General features: G+C 60.9%; 17 protein-coding genes. 11 read left to right on the top strand and 6 right to left on the bottom strand.

Annotated elements, in window-relative coordinates; genetic code table 11:
• Positions 1 to 105: 105 nt before the first annotated feature.
• Positions 106 to 534: a thioredoxin domain-containing protein gene (locus tag HDC30_RS01355; protein ID WP_183780119.1), complete on the bottom strand. Its 429-nt coding sequence runs from the start codon at positions 532 to 534 to the stop codon at positions 106 to 108.
• Positions 535 to 810: 276 nt separating this feature from the next.
• Between HDC30_RS01355 and HDC30_RS01350 the strand changes: the two genes are divergently transcribed.
• The 10 genes from HDC30_RS01350 (at position 811) to HDC30_RS01305 (ending at position 8,292) form a co-directional block, all read left to right on the top strand.
• Entirely contained in the window at positions 811 to 1,059 is a 249-nt protein-coding gene (locus HDC30_RS01350) for a type II toxin-antitoxin system Phd/YefM family antitoxin (protein ID WP_003225462.1), read from the top strand.
• Positions 1,049 to 1,330 carry a type II toxin-antitoxin system RelE/ParE family toxin gene (locus tag HDC30_RS01345; RefSeq protein WP_183780116.1) on the top strand — a complete coding sequence of 94 codons (282 nt, stop codon included), beginning with the start codon at positions 1,049 to 1,051 and terminating at the stop codon, positions 1,328 to 1,330. The genes HDC30_RS01350 and HDC30_RS01345 overlap by 11 nt, the downstream gene beginning before the upstream one ends.
• Positions 1,331 to 1,616: 286 nt before the next feature.
• Positions 1,617 to 2,465, top strand: coding sequence for a transporter substrate-binding domain-containing protein (locus HDC30_RS01340; RefSeq protein ID WP_183780113.1), 849 nt, complete (start codon positions 1,617 to 1,619; stop codon positions 2,463 to 2,465).
• 51 nt (positions 2,466 to 2,516) lie between these two features.
• Positions 2,517 to 3,179 (top strand): amino acid ABC transporter permease, encoded by a 663-nt coding sequence (locus HDC30_RS01335; protein ID WP_003225455.1) that lies wholly within the window; start codon positions 2,517 to 2,519, stop codon positions 3,177 to 3,179.
• A 9-nt stretch (positions 3,180 to 3,188) separates the two neighbouring features.
• Positions 3,189 to 3,851, top strand: coding sequence for an amino acid ABC transporter permease (locus tag HDC30_RS01330; RefSeq protein WP_183780109.1), 663 nt, complete (start codon positions 3,189 to 3,191; stop codon positions 3,849 to 3,851).
• Positions 3,848 to 4,645 carry an amino acid ABC transporter ATP-binding protein gene (locus HDC30_RS01325; RefSeq protein WP_007965123.1) on the top strand — a complete coding sequence of 266 codons (798 nt, stop codon included), beginning with the start codon at positions 3,848 to 3,850 and terminating at the stop codon, positions 4,643 to 4,645. The genes HDC30_RS01330 and HDC30_RS01325 overlap by 4 nt, the downstream gene beginning before the upstream one ends.
• 29 nt (positions 4,646 to 4,674) lie before the next feature.
• Positions 4,675 to 5,064: a RidA family protein gene (locus HDC30_RS01320; protein ID WP_003225452.1), complete on the top strand. Its 390-nt coding sequence runs from the start codon at positions 4,675 to 4,677 to the stop codon at positions 5,062 to 5,064.
• Between the two features lie 146 nt (positions 5,065 to 5,210).
• Positions 5,211 to 5,975, top strand: coding sequence for an IclR family transcriptional regulator (locus tag HDC30_RS01315; protein WP_096797668.1), 765 nt, complete (start codon positions 5,211 to 5,213; stop codon positions 5,973 to 5,975).
• A gap of 39 nt (positions 5,976 to 6,014) precedes the next feature.
• Positions 6,015 to 7,229: an amino acid deaminase gene (locus HDC30_RS01310; protein WP_183780106.1), complete on the top strand. Its 1,215-nt coding sequence runs from the start codon at positions 6,015 to 6,017 to the stop codon at positions 7,227 to 7,229.
• A 130-nt stretch (positions 7,230 to 7,359) separates the two neighbouring features.
• Complete coding sequence (locus HDC30_RS01305) at positions 7,360 to 8,292, top strand: sugar kinase (protein WP_135295909.1); 933 nt, start codon at positions 7,360 to 7,362, stop codon at positions 8,290 to 8,292.
• 116 nt (positions 8,293 to 8,408) lie between these two features.
• Here the strand turns inward: HDC30_RS01305 and HDC30_RS01300 are convergent, their stop codons facing one another.
• Positions 8,409 to 8,684: a peptidylprolyl isomerase gene (locus HDC30_RS01300; protein WP_003225447.1), complete on the bottom strand. Its 276-nt coding sequence runs from the start codon at positions 8,682 to 8,684 to the stop codon at positions 8,409 to 8,411.
• 39 nt (positions 8,685 to 8,723) lie between these two features.
• A complete protein-coding gene (locus HDC30_RS01295) occupies positions 8,724 to 11,273 on the bottom strand; it encodes a PAS domain-containing sensor histidine kinase (protein WP_183780103.1) in 2,550 nt (849 codons plus the stop codon).
• Positions 11,274 to 11,406: 133 nt separating this feature from the next.
• Here HDC30_RS01295 and HDC30_RS01290 point away from each other — a divergent pair, with 133 nt between their 5' ends.
• The gene (locus tag HDC30_RS01290) at positions 11,407 to 12,519 is read left to right on the top strand and encodes a PilT/PilU family type 4a pilus ATPase (protein ID WP_183780099.1); all 1,113 of its coding nucleotides are present in this window, start codon (positions 11,407 to 11,409) and stop codon (positions 12,517 to 12,519) included.
• Between the two features lie 108 nt (positions 12,520 to 12,627).
• Here HDC30_RS01290 and HDC30_RS01285 read toward each other — a convergent pair whose 3' ends face one another.
• The 3 genes from HDC30_RS01285 to HDC30_RS01275 all read right to left on the bottom strand — a co-directional run bounded on the left by HDC30_RS01285 (position 12,628) and on the right by HDC30_RS01275 (position 16,895).
• Positions 12,628 to 14,583, bottom strand: coding sequence for an acetoacetate--CoA ligase (locus HDC30_RS01285; protein WP_183780096.1), 1,956 nt, complete (start codon positions 14,581 to 14,583; stop codon positions 12,628 to 12,630).
• Between the two features lie 139 nt (positions 14,584 to 14,722).
• Positions 14,723 to 15,496, bottom strand: coding sequence for a 3-hydroxybutyrate dehydrogenase (gene hbdH, locus HDC30_RS01280; RefSeq protein WP_027612662.1), 774 nt, complete (start codon positions 15,494 to 15,496; stop codon positions 14,723 to 14,725).
• A gap of 7 nt (positions 15,497 to 15,503) precedes the next feature.
• A complete protein-coding gene (locus HDC30_RS01275) occupies positions 15,504 to 16,895 on the bottom strand; it encodes a GntP family permease (RefSeq protein WP_095136155.1) in 1,392 nt (463 codons plus the stop codon).
• Positions 16,896 to 16,898: the final 3 nt, after the last annotated feature.

Genomic DNA, 16,898 nt, shown 5'->3' with positions numbered 1-16,898 from the left:
CGCGTCGTACACGAAATGTGTGAACAACGTTGACCCCTGTGGTAGCGGGCTTGCCCGCGAAAGCGATGCGTCAGACGCCGCAACGATTACGGGAAATGCACTGCCTCAAATCACCCGCCGATGCGCACGCGTGATTGTGCAGAGCCTGCTCAATGTGCGGCGCAACCACGGCAGGTCATGTCGTGGTTTCTGCTGCACCACCGGTGCCCTGGTCCTGCCAATGTGCCGGGCAAAGTCCGCCGCTAGTGTTTCCTCTGTGCCGATGCCCTTGAGCTTCTTCAGCAACTTGCCGTTCTTGTAGAACAGCACCGTCGGCGTGCCGGTGACCAACGGATGGCGCGGCGACTCACGGGTGTTAAGCATGTAGATATTGGCGCGATGACGGTACGGCTCGGCAATCTGACGAAAAATCGGCCCGGCCCATTCGCAGGCGGGGCAGTGTTCATTGGCGAAATACAGGATCACCGGGCGCCAGGTTTTCAGGGCTTTGCGGTAAACCGGGGCCAGATTGGAAATGGTATTGGCAGCGCTCATTGAGAACTCCTTTTCAACGACCTCGAAGGTTCGATGACGTTAAAGAAGGTTGAAGAACAGGTCTACTGTCAGAAATTACAGGTGGCCTGTGGATTCGCGAGATTTTTCCCACTTTTATGAAGGACCAGCCCGACACGAAGCCCGGAAATGTGGAATGTCGGGACGTGATACCTTTTTTCACTCAATAAAAGAGAAGGCGGTAATAAGTGATAGGCGTCGAAGCCGTCTTGGAGTGCTATTTTAAGCACCATTAACAGCACTCCAGGGAGCACCATCATGACTCACGTAGTCCTTTCTAATATCGTTGCGAGTATTTCTGAATTGAAAAGAAACCCCATGGGTACCGTGGCCGCCGGTGGCGGCCAATCTGTTGCAATCCTCAATCGAAATGAGCCAGCGTTTTATTGTGTTCCCGCAAAGGAGTATGAGGCGATGATGAATCGCCTTGAGGATCTGGAACTGATCGCACTGTGCAAGGAGCGAGAAAACGATCCCACCATCAAGGTCTCTATAGATGACCTATGAGCTGGAGTTTTCCGAGAAAGCCTGGAGGGAATGGAGAAAGCTTGATTCAGCACTTCAGGATCAGTTCAAGAAAAAGCTCTCTACACGTCTGGTCAATCCTCACGTTCCTGCCGATCGACTCCGAGGGTTGGGAAACGCCTACAAAATCAAGCTTCGCAGTGCTGGATACAGGCTGGTCTATCGCGTAAAGAACGAGGTTTTGGTTGTTACCGTGATTGCGGTAGGGAGAAGAGAGCGGGGAGACGTCTACGACCAAGCCGCTTGCCGATAGATATGGAGAGCTGGCCCCTTCAATCGCTAACCACATTGCACCGAAGTAGCCCTTCGTGCTCCATCTGGGAACCTGCTACTCGTTATTTGTAGCCTAAGGTAGCGCAGCCCATCAGTACCCGCACCTGACTCCATTTTTCGCATTTCCTGCATCCCGTTGATTCCAAAAACATTTAACCCCTCTACAGATTCCCTGTGATTCCTGTGGCACACTTTCTGCTGTCTATTCCGTAGTAACAAACCATGTTCCGGTATAGCGGAATAAACATCATCCTGGAGTGCTTGCCATGCATCGCCGTCCTTCGTTGTTCAAAGCGTGTGTTTTCGTTCTTGCGGCTTCGTCCGCTGTGATGGGCATGGCCCAGGCAGCCGATAGCAAGCTCGACAGTGTTCTGGCCCGGGGCAAGCTGATTGTCGGCACCGGCAGCACCAATGCGCCGTGGCACTTTCAGGGGGCGGACGGCAAGTTGCAGGGCTTTGATATCGACATCGCCAGGATGGTGGCCAAAGGGCTGTTCAATGACCCGAACAAGGTCGAGTTCGTCGTGCAGTCGTCCGACGCACGAATTCCCAATCTGCTGACCGACAAGGTCGACATGAGTTGCCAGTTCATCACCGTTACCGCCAGCCGTGCGCAGCAAGTGGCGTTCACGCTGCCGTACTACCGCGAAGGCGTCGGCCTGCTGCTGCCGGTCAACAGCAAGTACAAGGAAATCGAAGACCTGCAGGCGGCCGGTGACAGCGTTACCGTGGCCGTGCTGCAAAACGTCTACGCCGAAGAACTGGTGCATCAGGCGCTGCCCAAGGCCAAGGTCGATCAGTACGACAGTGTCGATCTGATGTATCAGGCGGTGAACTCCGGTCGCGCCGATGCCGCTGCTACCGATCAGTCGTCGGTCAAGTACCTGATGGTGCAGAACCCTGGCCGCTACCGCAGCCCGACCTACGCGTGGAGCCCACAGACTTACGCCTGCGCAGTCAAACGCGGCGATCAGGACTGGCTGAACTTCGTCAACACCGCCCTGCATGAAGCCATGACCGGCGTTGAGTTTCCGACTTACGCAGCGTCCTTCAAGCAATGGTTCGGGGTTGACCTGCCGTCGCCGGCGATCGGTTTCCCTGTCGAATTCAAATGATCCCGTGAGAGTGGGGCGCCTGCACGCGCCCCGCTCAAGGTACTGCTGACCATGAACTATCAGTTGAACTTTGCTGCCGTGTGGCGCGATTTCGACACCTTGCTGGCGGGGCTCGGTCTGGGTCTTGAACTGGCGCTGGTGTCGATCGCCATCGGCTGCGTGATCGGCCTGCTGATGGCGTTTGCCTTGCTCTCGAAGCATCGCGCCTTGCGGGTGCTGGCCTCGGTGTACGTCACGGTGGTGCGTAACACGCCGATTCTGGTGTTGATTCTGTTGATCTACTTTGCCTTGCCGAGCCTGGGGATCCGTCTGGACAAGATTCCCTCGTTCATCATCACGCTGTCGCTGTATGCCGGTGCCTATCTGACCGAAGTGTTCCGTGGCGGCTTGCTGAGCATCCCCAAAGGCCAACGCGAAGCGGGGCTGGCGATCGGTCTCGGTGAATGGCAAGTCAAGGCCTACGTCACTGTGCCGGTGATGCTGCGCAATGTGTTGCCGGCGCTGTCGAACAACTTTATCTCGCTGTTCAAGGACACCTCGCTGGCCGCCGCGATTGCGGTGCCGGAGCTGACCTATTACGCGCGCAAGATCAACGTCGAGAGCTACCGGGTGATCGAAACCTGGCTGGTGACCACGGCGTTGTATGTCGCGGCCTGTTACCTCATTGCCATGCTGCTGCGTTACCTCGAGCAGCGTCTGGCGATCCGCCGATAGGAGGCTGCGATGTACGAATCTCCCAGTTGGTTGCATGAATTGTGGGTGGCACGCGAGACGTTGCTGCAAGGGTTCCTGACCAGTGTGCAGGTGTCGGCATTGGCGATTCTGTTCGGCACGCTGCTCGGGGTTGTCACCGGTCTGGTGCTGACTTACGGCAAGTTCTGGATGCGCGCGCCGTTCCGCTTTTATGTCGACATTATTCGCGGCACGCCGGTGTTTGTATTGGTGCTGGCCTGCTTCTACATGGCGCCGGCGCTGGGCTGGCAGATCAGCGCGTTTCAGGCCGGTGCGCTGGGTCTGACGCTGTTTTGCGGCTCGCACGTCGCCGAGATCGTGCGCGGTGCCTTGCAGGCATTGCCACTCGGGCAGATGGAAGCGAGCAAGGCGATCGGCCTGACGTTTTATCAATCCCTCGGTTACGTGCTGTTGCCCCAGGCGTTGCGGCAAATCCTGCCGACCTGGGTCAACTCGTCCACCGAAATCGTCAAGGCTTCGACCTTGCTCTCGGTGATCGGCGTTGCCGAACTACTGCTCAGCACCCAACAGATCATCGCCCGGACTTTCATGACCCTGGAGTTTTATCTGTTCGCCGGTTTTCTGTTCTTCGTCATCAACTACGGCATCGAATTACTCGGCCGGCAAATTGAAAAGCGGGTGGCCCTGCCATGACTCAAGCTCAAGTTTCCAACGTTCAGAACGGTCAGCCGCTGCTGGACATCCGTGGCCTGCACAAGCAGTACGGCGCAGTCGAAGTGCTCAAGGGCGTCGACCTGAGCATGCAGCGCGGCAACGTCGTGACGCTGATCGGCTCCAGCGGTTCGGGCAAGACCACCTTGCTGCGCTGCGTGAACATGCTCGAAGAGTTCCAGGGCGGACAGATCCTGCTCGACGGCGAGTCCATCGGCTATGACGAGGTCGGCGGTAAACGTGTGCGTCACGCCGAAAAAGTCATCGCCCGCCATCGCGCCATGACCGGCATGGCCTTCCAGCAATTCAACCTGTTCCCGCATCTGACTGCCTTGCAGAACGTCACCCTCGGTCTGCTCAAGGTTAAGAAAATGCACAAGGACCAAGCCGTGGTGCTGGCCGAAAAATGGCTGGAGCGGGTCGGCCTGCTGGAGCGGCGCAATCATTTTCCCGGGCAGTTGTCCGGTGGTCAGCAACAGCGTGTGGCGATTGCCCGGGCGATTGCGATGAACCCCAGCCTGATGCTGTTCGACGAAGTCACCTCAGCCCTCGATCCGGAGCTGGTCGGTGAAGTGCTTAACGTGATCAAGGGCCTGGCCGAAGACGGCATGACCATGTTGCTGGTGACCCACGAAATGCGTTTCGCCTTCGAGGTCTCGGACAAGATCGTGTTCATGAATCAGGGGCGAATCGAAGAGCAGGGGCCGCCCAAGGAACTGTTCGAACGCCCGCAATCGCCGCGTCTGGCAGAGTTTCTCAAGAGCACGCGGTTCTAATTTTTGCTTTGTAATCAGGAGAAGTACCCATGAGCATTACTCGATACGGCACCGGCAGCACCGCCGCTGGCGGTCAGCCACGTCCCTTCGCGCGCGCGGTTGAAGCGGATGGCTGGCTGCACGTGTCCGGCCAGGTGCCGGCGGTGGATGGCGAGATCATCGTTGGTGGTATCGTCGAGCAGACCCACCAGACCATGAAAAACCTGATCGCGATTCTCGAAGAGGCCGGTTATGGCCTGGAGGACGTGGTGCGGGCTGGCGTATGGCTGGACGATCCGCGGGATTTCAGCAGTTTCAACAAGGTTTTCGGCGAGTACTTCAAACCGGAACACGCTCCGGCACGGGCCTGTGTGCAGGCGAGCATGATGGTTGATTGCAAGGTCGAGATCGATTGCATCGCGTACAAGAAGAAACCCTGAAATCTGTGCTGACTTCTTCGCGAGCAGGCTCGCTCCCACATTTGAAATGCAATCCCCTGTGGGAGCGAGCCTGCTCGCGAAAGCGACCTACCAAGCGCCGCAGTAGTCTCGGTAAACTCCCGGCACTTTCATTGGGAACTGAAAACATGACCGAAGACATCATCAAACGCCGGGCCCGTGGTCTGGACAGGGCGTTCGATATCCTCGACTTCCTCAAGGAGATCGGCCAGCCGTTGCGTCCGAACGACATCGCCAATGGCATCGGCAGCCCGAAATCCACGGTCTACGAACTGGTGGCGTCGCTGCTGGAACGACGGATTCTGGAGCCGGTGGGCAAGGACGGTCACGTCTATCTCGGACGTCAGTTGTATTTCCTCGGGCAGGCGCATCTGCGCCATTTCGACCTCAGCCGCGAGGCCGATCACGCCTTGCAGGAGATCGTCAGCCAGACCCGGGAAACCGCGCAGATGTGCCTGCTCAACGGGCGCAAATACACGGTGGCGCTGATGAAGGAGGGCGAGCGGCATTTCCGCATTTCGTCCGACATCGGCGAAAACGCGCCGATCCCGTGGACTGCGTCCGGACGCCTGCTGCTGGCGCACCTGAGTGATCAGCAGATCATCGACCTGATCGACGAAGACGACTACATCCTGCCCGACGGCGAGCGCCTGCCGTTGGAACGCTTTCTGGCGGAGATCCGCCAGGCTGGCATCGACGGTTTCTTCTCCTTCGACAGCGTGGCCGACACCTTCACCCATTGCTTCGCCGCGCCGGTCAAAGACCCCAGCGGCGTGGCCATTTGCACCCTGTGCATCGTCGCCCCACGGGCCGATGCGAAAAACAATTACGACGACTATCGCCGGGTGCTGATCGAGAGCGCCAACAGCCTCGCCCGGCGCATCAACGAATAACCGCGGCTGCCTGCGGCCGCGACAGTGAGGAGTTCAAGCATGACGACTGCCATCAATACCGCTGTGGAAAAGGGCGACGCTGCCGTTGGTGCGCACCTTGTGCGCGACGTCAGCCTGCCAGCGCTGGTGCTGCACCGCGAGGCGCTGGAGCACAACATTCGCTGGATGCAGAAGTTCGTCAGCGACAGCGGCGCCGAGCTCGCGCCCCACGGCAAGACCAGCATGACCCCGGCGCTGTTCCAGCGTCAGCTCGACGCTGGCGCGTGGGGCATCACCCTCGCCAGCGCCACCCAGACTCGCGCCGCATACGCCCACGGTGTACGCCGGGTGTTGATGGCCAACCAACTGGTCGGCACGCCGAACATGGCGCTGATCGCCGATCTGTTGGCAGACCCGGATTTCGATTTCTACTGCATGGTCGATCACCCGGACAACGTCGCCGATCTCGGCGCCTACTTCGCCTCGCGCGGAGTGAAGTTGAATGTGATGATCGAGTACGGCGTGGTCGGTGGCCGTTGCGGTTGCCGCAGCGAGCAGGAAGTCATCGCGCTGGCCCAGGCGATCAACGCGCAACCGGCGCTGGCTCTGACCGGTATCGAGGGTTACGAAGGGGTGATCCATGGCGATCACGCGGTTAGCGGCATTCGCGAATTCGCCGCGTCGCTGGTGCGCCTGGCGGTGCAGTTGCAGGACAGCGACGCGTTTGCCATTGCCAAGCCGATCATCACCGCGTCGGGTTCGGCGTGGTACGACCTGATCGCCGAGTCGTTCGAAGCGCAGAACGCCAGCGGACGCTTCCTTAGCGTGCTGCGCCCGGGCAGTTACGTGGCGCATGATCATGGCATCTACAAGGAAGCGCAGTGCTGCGTGCTGGATCGTCGCAGTGACCTGCACGAAGGATTGCGTCCGGCGCTGGAAGTCTGGGCGCATGTGCAATCGCTGCCGGAGCCGGGATTTGCGGTGATCGCCCTCGGCAAGCGCGATGTGGCATTCGATGCCGGCCTGCCGGTGCCGCTGCTGCGCTACAAGGCCGGTGTGTTGCCGGCGGTGGGTGACGATGTCGGCGCCTGCAAGGTGACGGCAGTGATGGATCAGCACGCGTTCATGAGTGTGGCGCCTGGGGTTGAGCTGCGGGTGGGCGACATCATTTCCTTCGGCACCTCGCACCCGTGCCTGACGTTCGACAAGTGGCGGGTGGGGTTGCTGGTGGATGAGCAGTTGGCGGTGGTCGAGAGCATGGAGACCTGCTTCTAAGGTTTCAGACCGAGTCGCGCCCATCGCGAGCAGGCTCACTCCTACAGGGGAACGCATTCCAATTGTAGGAGTGAGCCTGCTCGCGATGAGGGCCGCCCAAACACCGATGATTATCCAGAGACACCTCCCAATGACCAGCCTCAGCCCCCTGGGCCCGAACACCCCGCGCATCGCCCTGATCGGCGAATGCATGATCGAACTCCAGCACCGCGCCGATGGCAGCCTGCAGCAAAGCTTCGGCGGCGATACCTTGAACACCGCGGTGTACCTGTCCCGCGCCCTCGGCGACAAAGCCCAGGTCGATTACGTCACCGCGCTCGGCGACGACAGCTTCAGCGATGCCATGTGCCAGAGTTGGGCTGACGAAGGCATTGGCCTGGATCTCGTGCAGCGTCTGCCCGGTCGTTTGCCGGGCCTGTACTGCATTCAGACCGACGCCAACGGCGAGCGGCGTTTCCTCTACTGGCGCAATGAAGCGGCGGTGCGCGATTGCTTCACCACCCCAGCGGCGGAGCCGATTCTGGCAGCGCTGCCGGACTACGATGTGCTGTATTTCAGCGGCATCACCCTCGCAGTGTTAGGTGCGAAGGGGCGCGAGCGCTTGATCCAGACCCTGATCGAAGCCCGCCAGCGCGATGCGCGGATCGTCTTCGACAACAATTATCGGCCACGCTTGTGGGCCTCACAGGAAGAGGCGCGGGCGGCCTATCGCAGCGTGTTGCCGCATGTCGATCTGGCGTTGCTGACCGTGGATGACGAACAGGCGCTGTTCCATTTTGCCGATTGCGACGCAGTGTTCGAGGCGTACGCGCAGATCGGCACGCCGGAAGTGGTGCTCAAGCGTGGCGCCGAGGCGTGTCTGATTCGTTGTGATGGCGAGGCGTTCGAAGTGCCGGCGCAGCAGGTCGAGAAGGTGGTGGATACGACGGCGGCGGGGGATTCGTTCAGCGCGGCGTATCTGGCCAGGCGTTTGCTGGGTGGCAGTCCGGTCGAGGCGGCGCAGGCGGGGCATTGGCTGGCGAGTCGTGTGATTCAGGTGCCGGGGGCGTTGATTCCCAGGTAAGCGGTGGATGGCCGCTTGCTGCGCAATCGGTTCGCGGGCAAGCCCGCTCCCACAGGGGACCGCATTCCAGACTGTGGGAGCGAGCTTGCTCGCGAAGAGGCCTGAAAGCAAACCACTTAATCGCGGAAAAACACCTGCACCAGGTGATAGCCGAACTTGCTCTTGATCGGCCCGTGCACCGTGCGCAGCGGCTTCTTGAAAATCACCGCATCAATCGCACCGACCATCTGTCCCGGCCGCACTTCACCCAGATCACCGCCGCGTTTGCCGGACGGGCAGGTCGAGTATTTCTTCGCCAGCACATCGAACGCTTCGCCCTTGGCAATGCGTTGCTTGAGCTGTTCGGCCTCTTCGGCGGTTTTCACCAGAATGTGGCGGGCTTGGGCTTTCATCGTGCGATACCTGTAACGGGGTGACGGCGGGGCGCGGGATTATGCCTCAAGTGACGGCGTTTGGTTGATCATCTCGCGGATCTTGTTGGCCAGCACTTCAATTGAAAACGGCTTGGCCACCATGTCCATGCCATCCTCGAGAAAGCCCTGACGCTCGGCGGCTTTCTGCGCATAACCGGTCATGAACAGCACCTTCAGGCCCGGACGATGCTGGCGGGCGATTTCCGCCAGTTGCCGGCCATTCATCCCCGGCAGCCCGACATCGGTCACCAGCAGATCCACGCGCATCTCCGATTCCAGCAGCGGCAGGGCGGCGCTGGCATCGGCGGCTTCGTGGGCGAGGTAACCCAGCTCCTTGAGCAGATCGAGCACCAGCATGCGCACTGCCGGGTCATCCTCAACCACCACCACGGTTTCGCCGCAGGTGGCCGTCGGCGCGGCACCGAGGGTTTCCACGACTGGCCGTTCTGGCTCCAGCAGGTTCAGGCGCGGCAAGTACAAGCGCACGCAGGTGCCCTGATTCGGCAGGCTGTCGAGGCTGACATGGCCGCCCGACTGCTGGGCGAAACCATAGATCATCGACAGCCCCAACCCGGTGCCCTGGCCGATCGGTTTGGTGGTGAAGAACGGATCGAACGCCTTGGCCCGTACCGACGGCGTCATGCCGGTGCCGTTGTCGCTGACCGCGAGCATCAGGTAGTCGCCGGCCTTGACCGGTTCGAGGGTGGTGATGTCGTTGCCGTCGAGGTAAACGTTGGCGGTCTCGATCAGCAGCTCGCCGCCATCGGGCATGGCGTCGCGGGCGTTGATCACCAGGTTGAGCAGGGCATTTTCCAGTTGGCTGACGTCGGTGCTGATCGGCCACACATCTTCGGCCAGGCGCAGCGTGAGTTCGATCGGGTCGCCCTTGGTGCGGCGGATCAAATCTTCCAGCGAATGAATCAGTTCGTTGACGTTGAGGGTCTTGCGGTCCAGCGACTGCCGGCGCGAGAACGCCAGCAGCCGATGGGTCAGCGCCGCCGCTCGGTTGGCCGACGACACCGCCGCTTCGGTGAAACGGCCGATTTCATCGGCACGGCCGTTCGCGATGTAGCGTTGCATCAGGTCGAGGCTGCCGATAATTCCGGTGAGCATGTTGTTGAAGTCGTGGGCGATACCGCCGGTGAGCTGGCCGACCGCTTCCATTTTCTGCGCATGGCGCAACGCATCTTCGGCGCGCTCGCGTTCGAACATCTCGTTCTGCAGACGTTGATTGGCCTGGGCCAGTTGTTCGGTACGGGCGCTGACCCGTTCCTCCAGGGTTTCATTGAGATTGCGCAGGGCTTCTTCGGTCTTCTTCCGTTCGGATTCGTCGATCACGAAAATATAGAAACCGTTGACTGAGCCGTCGGCGCCGTGGCGCGGCAGGTAATTCATCAGCGCATGGCGGTTGCTGCCGTCGCGATGCGGGGTGTACAGGCTGAACGAGCAGGGCCGCCCGGCCAGTGCTTCGGCAATATACGGCGCGCGCAGGAAGTAGGCTTCTTCGCCGATCACTTCGCGGATGGTGCGGCCATACAACTCCTGCGGCGTGAGGCCGTACCAGTCCAGATACGCCGCATTGTTCAGGCGGAAGCGCTCGTCGTGGTCGACGTAACTGATGAGGATCGGCATTGCATTGATGATCAGCTGCAATTCCGTCTGGCTCTGGCGCAGCGCCTGCTCGGTGTGCTTGCGCTCGGTCAGGTCCAGCGCGGCGCCGAGGAAGCGCACGGGTCGCCCGTGGTGATCCTTGTAACAGCGGCCCCGGGCAAACACCCAACGCAGCTCGCCGTCGGCTTTGAGCAGGCGATATTCCTCGGCGTATTCGGTGCCGTGGGTAATGCAATGCTTGATGCTGCGGGCGATCAGGGCGCGGTCTTCGGGGTGCACGCCTTGCAGGTAGTCGCTGATCGGTAGCTGGCTGGCGTGGGCCGGATCGATGCCGTGCAACTGGGCGAAATGGGCGTCGGCGATGAAGCGGTCTTCGCCGATATCCCAATCCCAGGTGCCAACCGCATCGGTGGCGGCCAGCGCCAGTTGCAGGCGTTCTTCAGTGTCGCGCTGAGCCTTGAGACTTTCTTCGGAACGGCGTTGCAGTTCGAGGGCGATGCGCCGGCGTTCGTTGGTTTCGATGGCGGTCACCAGGATCCCGGCCACCTGGGTGTTTTCATCGCGGATGGGGCTGTAGGTCAGGTCCAGCCAGAAGTCGGACTCTACGCCTTCGCGTTGCAGGGTAAATCGCCGTTCGCTGTAGGTGCGCACCTGGCCTTGTAGGACGGCTCGATAAATCGGGTCGGTAAAGTCCTGAAGTTCCGGCCATATAAGGTGCGCCGGCTGTCCGAAAGCGTGTGGATGCTTGCTGCCGGCGAGCATCGCAAAGCCATTGTTGTAGATCTGCGTGAGCTGCGGCCCCCACAACAGCAGCATCGGCATCGGCGAGTGAATCACGATGTCCACCGCGGTGCGCAGGCTTTGCGGCCAGGTGCCAGAAGCGCCCAACGGCGTGCGGCTCCAGTCGGTACGGGCGATCAGGGCTTGGGCGTCATCGGGGGAGGGTGCTGCGTTCATCACATGTATCCTGAGCGTCGGTCAGTGCGTTGGCATCTACTATTCTTGCACTTGCGGTAGACGCTGTATGACCCGTGACGTCACGACAGCGGGTCATTTCTCTTCATTGAATGCTTCGCGGGTGCTTATTGCCATGGAAATCGATGCACTGTTGCTCCGTCTGTCGAGCCAGCACGGCTCTGACCTGTTCCTGTCCACGGGAGCGCCACCCAGTGCGCGCATCGATGGCGTGCTGACGCCGTTCAGCGAGCGGCCGTTCAAGCCCGGCGAGGTCGAGACCATCGCCAACTCCCTGATGGACGCCGAGCAACGGCGCGAGTTCGATCGGGATCTGGAAATGAACCTGGCGATTTCCCGTACGGGCATCGGGCGTTTTCGGGTGAACGTCTTCAAGCAACGCAATGACGTGTCAATCGTGATCCGCAACGTCAAACTCGATATTCCGCGTTTCGAAGACCTTAAGCTGCCGCCGGTGTTACAGGAAACGGTAATGCTCAAACAAGGGTTGATCCTGTTCGTTGGTGCCACCGACTCAGGCAAATCCACCTCGCTGGCCGCATTGATCGATCACCGCAACCGCCACAGCAGCGGGCATATCATCACCATCGAAGACCCGGTGGAGTATATCCATCGGCACCAGCGCTCGATCATCAATCAACGCGAAGTCGGCGTCGATACCCGCAGTTTCCATGCGGCGCTGAAAAACACCCTGCGCCAGGCCCCGGACGTAGTGCTGATCGGCGAGATCCGTGACCGCGAAACCATGGAGCATGCGCTGACATTTGCCGACACCGGGCACCTGGTGCTGTCGACGCTGCATGCGCACAACGCCAATCAGGCGCTGGATCGTATCGTCAATCTGTTCCCCGAAGAGCGCCGCCCGCAGTTGCTGCATGCACTGGGCAACAATCTCAAGGCGTTCGTCTCGCAACGGCTGGTGCGCACTGTGGACGGTCAGCGGCGGGCGGCGGTCGAAGTGATGCTCGGCACCCCGACCATCGCCGACCTGATCCGCCGCAACGAGTTGGGCGAACTCAAGGGCATCATGGAGAAGTCCGGCGAGGTCGGCATGCAGACCTTCGACGCGGCGCTGTACGGGCTGGTGGTGGAGGGCGTGATCAGTGAGGACGAAGCGCTCAAGCATGCCGATTCGCAGAACAATCTGCGCCTGCGTTTGAAACTGCACACCGAGGCGGGCCCGGCGCCCGCACCCACAACATCAGGCGATTGGGGCCTGATGGATTAACACCCACCCCTGTGGGAGCGGGCTTGCTCGCGAAAGCGGTGTCAGTCACATTGTTATCGACTGACAGATTGCCTTCGCGAGCAAGCCCGCTCCCACAAGGGATTGGGATCAGTCCGACAATTCCGGGCGATTGCGGAACTGCTCCAAGGCCTCGGGATTGGCCAACGCATCGGTATTTTTCACCGGCTCGCCATGCACCACATTGCGCACCGCGAGTTCCACCACCTTGCCGCTGATGGTGCGCGGAATATCGGTCACCGCGACGATCTTCGCCGGCACATGGCGCGGCGTGGTGTTGGCGCGGATCACCTGGCGGATCTGCTGTTGCAGGTGGTCATCCAGCGTCACGCCATCCTGCAGACGGACAAACAGCACTACGCGCACATCGTCTTGCCATTGCTGTCCGATCGCCACGCTGTCCAGCACCTGCGGGACCTTCTCGACCTGACGATAGATTTCCGCCGTGCCGATGCGCACGCCGCCGGGGTTGAGCACGGCGTCGGAGCGGCCATGGATCAGCATCCCGCCGTGGGGCAGTTGCTCGGCGTAGTCGCCCTGGGCCCAGATACCGGGGAACAGGCTGAAATAGGATTTGCGCAGCTTTTCGCCGTCAGGGTCATGCCACAGCCCGACGGGCATCGCCGGGAAGTGTCGGGTGCAGACCAGTTCGCCTTTTTCGCCGATCACGGCAACGCCGGCGTCGTTCCACACTTCAACCGCCATGCCCAGGCTCTTGCCCATGATTTCGCCGCGGCGCACCGCCGACAGCGGATTACCGTTGACGAAGCACGACACCACATCGGTGCCGCCGGACATCGACGCCAGGCACACATCGCGCTTGAAGTCGCGGTAGACGAAGTCATAACTCTGCGGCGACAGCGCGGAGCCGGTGCAGAGCAGGGTCTTCAGGCTACTCAGATCATGGCTGTGCGCAGGCTTCAAACCGCTGCTTTCCAGTGTCGCGAGAAACTTGGGGCTAGTGCCGAACACACTGATGCGCTCGTCGTCGATCAGGTCGAGCAAGCGCTCATGGCCCGGGTGAAACGGCGAGCCGTCATACAGCACCACCGCGCTGCCGACCGCGAGGGCCGAGACCAGCCAGTTCCACATCATCCAGCCGCAAGTGGTGTAGTAGAACAACCGGTCACCGGGGCCGAGATCGACGTGCAGCCCATGCTCCTTGGCATGCTGCAGCAGCACGCCGCCGGTGCTGTGCACGATGCATTTCGGCACGCCGGTGGTGCCACTGGAATACAACACGTACAACGGGTGATTGAACGGCACCGGGACAAACCGCGGTTCGCCGCCGGGTTGGTAGAAATCGTCCCACAACGTCACGTTGGCGTGGGTTTGGTAATCCTCGGTACGGGCCTGCGCGCGAGCGTAGGGCACGATGATCAACTGCTGCAGCGATGGCAGTTGCGCGAGGATTTCGTTGAGCTTGGTGGTCTGGTCGATGTCTTTGCCGGCGTAACGGTAGCCGGCGCAGGTGATCAACACTTTGGGTTCGATCTGGCCGAAACGGTCGATCACGCCGTGGGTGCCGAAGTCCGGCGACGAGCACGACCAGATCGCCCCGAGGCTGGTGGTCGCGAGCATCGCCACCAGAGTCTGCCAGGTGTTGGGCATGCACGCGGCCACGCGGTCGCCGAGGCCGACACCGGCGGCTTGCAGGCTGGCCTGAAAACCGGCGACGTGCTCGGCCAGTTCGGCCCAGGTCAGCTGTTCGCGCTGACCGTTTTCCGCCACGGCGATCACTGCAACGGCATCGTCACGACGGCGCAGCAGGTGTTCTGCAAAGTTCAGGGTCGCGCCGGGAAACCATTCGGCACTGGGCATCTGCGCGCCTTCACGCAGGACGGCGTCGGGCTGGGTGTGAAAGCGGATGTCGAAGAAATCGACGATCGCCTGCCAGAACGCTTCGCGCTGTTCCACGCTCCAGCGGTGCAGGTCGGTGTAGCTGTTCAGCGCCAGGCCATGGCGCTGATTGATGTCGCGGCGGAACTGATCCATGCGCGATTGGGCGATACGCTCGGCGTCGGGTTGCCAGAGGAGGTCGGACATTGGTTTGCCTCTTGTTTTGTTGTTCATGACACATCACTTGTAGGAGTGAGCCTGCTCGCGATAGCGGAATTACATTCAACATTGATGTTGGCTGATACACCGCTTTCGCGAGCAGGCTCGCTCCTACAGGGGCGCAGCATTACTGCGCCAACCAGCCTCCATCAATATTCCACGCAGCTCCCCGCACCTGGCTGCCAGCCTCGCTGCACAGAAACAACACCAATTCCCCAAGATGCTGCGGTGTGACGAACTCCAGCGACGGCTGCTTCTCCGCCAGCAAATCATGCTGCGCCTGCTGCGGATCGACGCCTTTGGCGGCCCGATCATCGATCTGTTTCTGCACCAACGGCGTCAATACCCAGCCCGGACAGATCGCGTTGCAGGTCACATTACTGGTAGCCGTTTCCAGGCCAACCACTTTGGTCAAACCGATCACCCCATGCTTGGCCGCGACATACGCGGCTTTACCGGTCGATCCCACCTGACCATGCACCGAGGCAATGTTGACGATTCGCCCCCAACCCTTGGCGCGCATGCCCGGCAGGCTCAGGCGGGTGCTGTGGAACACCGATGACAGGTTGATCGCGATGATCGAGTCCCAGCGCTCTACCGGGAACTCCTCAACGGCGGCGACATGCTGGATCCCGGCGTTGTTGACCAGAATGTCGACGCCGCCGAATTCGCGTTCGGCGTAAGCGATCATCTCGGCAATCTGCGCTGGATCGCTGACGTCCGCCGGATGATGACCGACCTTGCCGCCAAACTGGCCGACTTCGGCGATCACGCTCGACGCATCACCGAAACCGTTGAGAATCAGGTTGGCGCCGGCCTTGGCCAGGCTCAGGGCGATGCCCAGACCGATGCCGCTGGTGGAACCGGTAACCAGTGCGGTCTTGCCCGAAAGAGTCGTCATGAATACCTCACACAATGCCCGTGGCGTAGAAAGTGCCGATCACTACGAAGACCGCCAGGGTCTTGATCAGCGTAATACAGAAAATGTCTTTATAGGCTTCGCGGTGGGTCAGGCCAGTGACCGCCAGCAGGGTGATCACCGCGCCGTTGTGCGGCAGGGTGTCCATGCCGCCGCTGGCCATCGCAGCCACGCGGTGCAGCACTTCCAGCGGAATGTTCGCGGCGTTTGCCGCTGCGATGAACTGCTCGGACATCGCCGCCAGCGCGATGCTCATGCCGCCCGATGCCGAGCCGGTGATACCCGCCAGCAGGGTCACGGTGATCGCTTCGTTGACCAGCGGATTGGGGATTTGCTTGAGCCAGTCGGCCAGTACCAGAAAGCCCGGCAACGAAGCGATTACCGCACCGAAACCGTATTCCGAGGCGGTGTTCATCGCCGCCAGCAGTGCGCCGCTGACCGCGCTTTTGCTGCCTTCGGCGAGTTTGCTGCGGATCGCCTTGAAGCCGAACACCAGCACCATCAGGATGCCGATCAGCAATGCCGCCTGCACCGCCCAGATTGCGGTGAGCTTGGCGATTTCCGTGGTCACCGGCGTGGCCATCCCCGGCAACGCGAGGCTGTGGGTCTTGCCGTACCACTGCGGAATCCACTGGGTGAACAGCAGGTTCATGATGCCCACCGCCAGCAGCGGCGACAGGGCGATCCATGGGTTCGGCAGTTTCAGGTCTTCGGCGGTTTCCGGCTCGTTACGCAGCTCGGTGCCATAACCTTCGCCAGCACGCTGCGCTTTGTTGCGTTGGCGCTGCAGGAACAACATGCCGGCGCAGAACACGAAAATCGTGCCGATTACCCCCAGCCACGGCGCCGCCCACGCGGTGGTATTGAAGAAGGTGCTGGGAATGATGTTCTGAATCTGCGGCGTGCCGGGCAGGGCGTCCATGGTGAACGAGAATGCGCCGAGGGCAATGGTTGCCGGGATCAGGCGCTTGGGAATGTTGCTCTGGCGGAACATTTCCGCGGCAAATGGATACACCGCAAACACCACCACGAACAACGACACGCCGCCGTAAGTGAGCAAGGCGCAAACCAGCACGATCACCAGCATCGCCTGACGCGTGCCGAGCAAGCGAATCGCTGCGGCCACGATCGAACGGGAGAACCCCGACAATTCGATCAACTTGCCGAACACGGCACCGAGCAGGAACACCGGGAAATACAGTTTGATGAAACCGACCATTTTCTCCATGAACACCCCGGTGAAGGCAGGCGCGACGGCGGAAGGGTCAGTGAGCAGGACAGCGCCGAGGGCGGCAATCGGGGCGAAGAGGATGACGCTGTAGCCACGGTAGGCGGCGAGCATCAGCAGCGCGAGGGCTGCCAAGGCAATGATCACACTCATGGA

The organism is Pseudomonas sp. JAI115 (assembly GCF_014200835.1).
Lineage (GTDB): Bacteria > Pseudomonadota > Gammaproteobacteria > Pseudomonadales > Pseudomonadaceae > Aquipseudomonas > Aquipseudomonas putida_A.
This window is presented reverse-complemented; position numbering and strand designations above follow the sequence as displayed.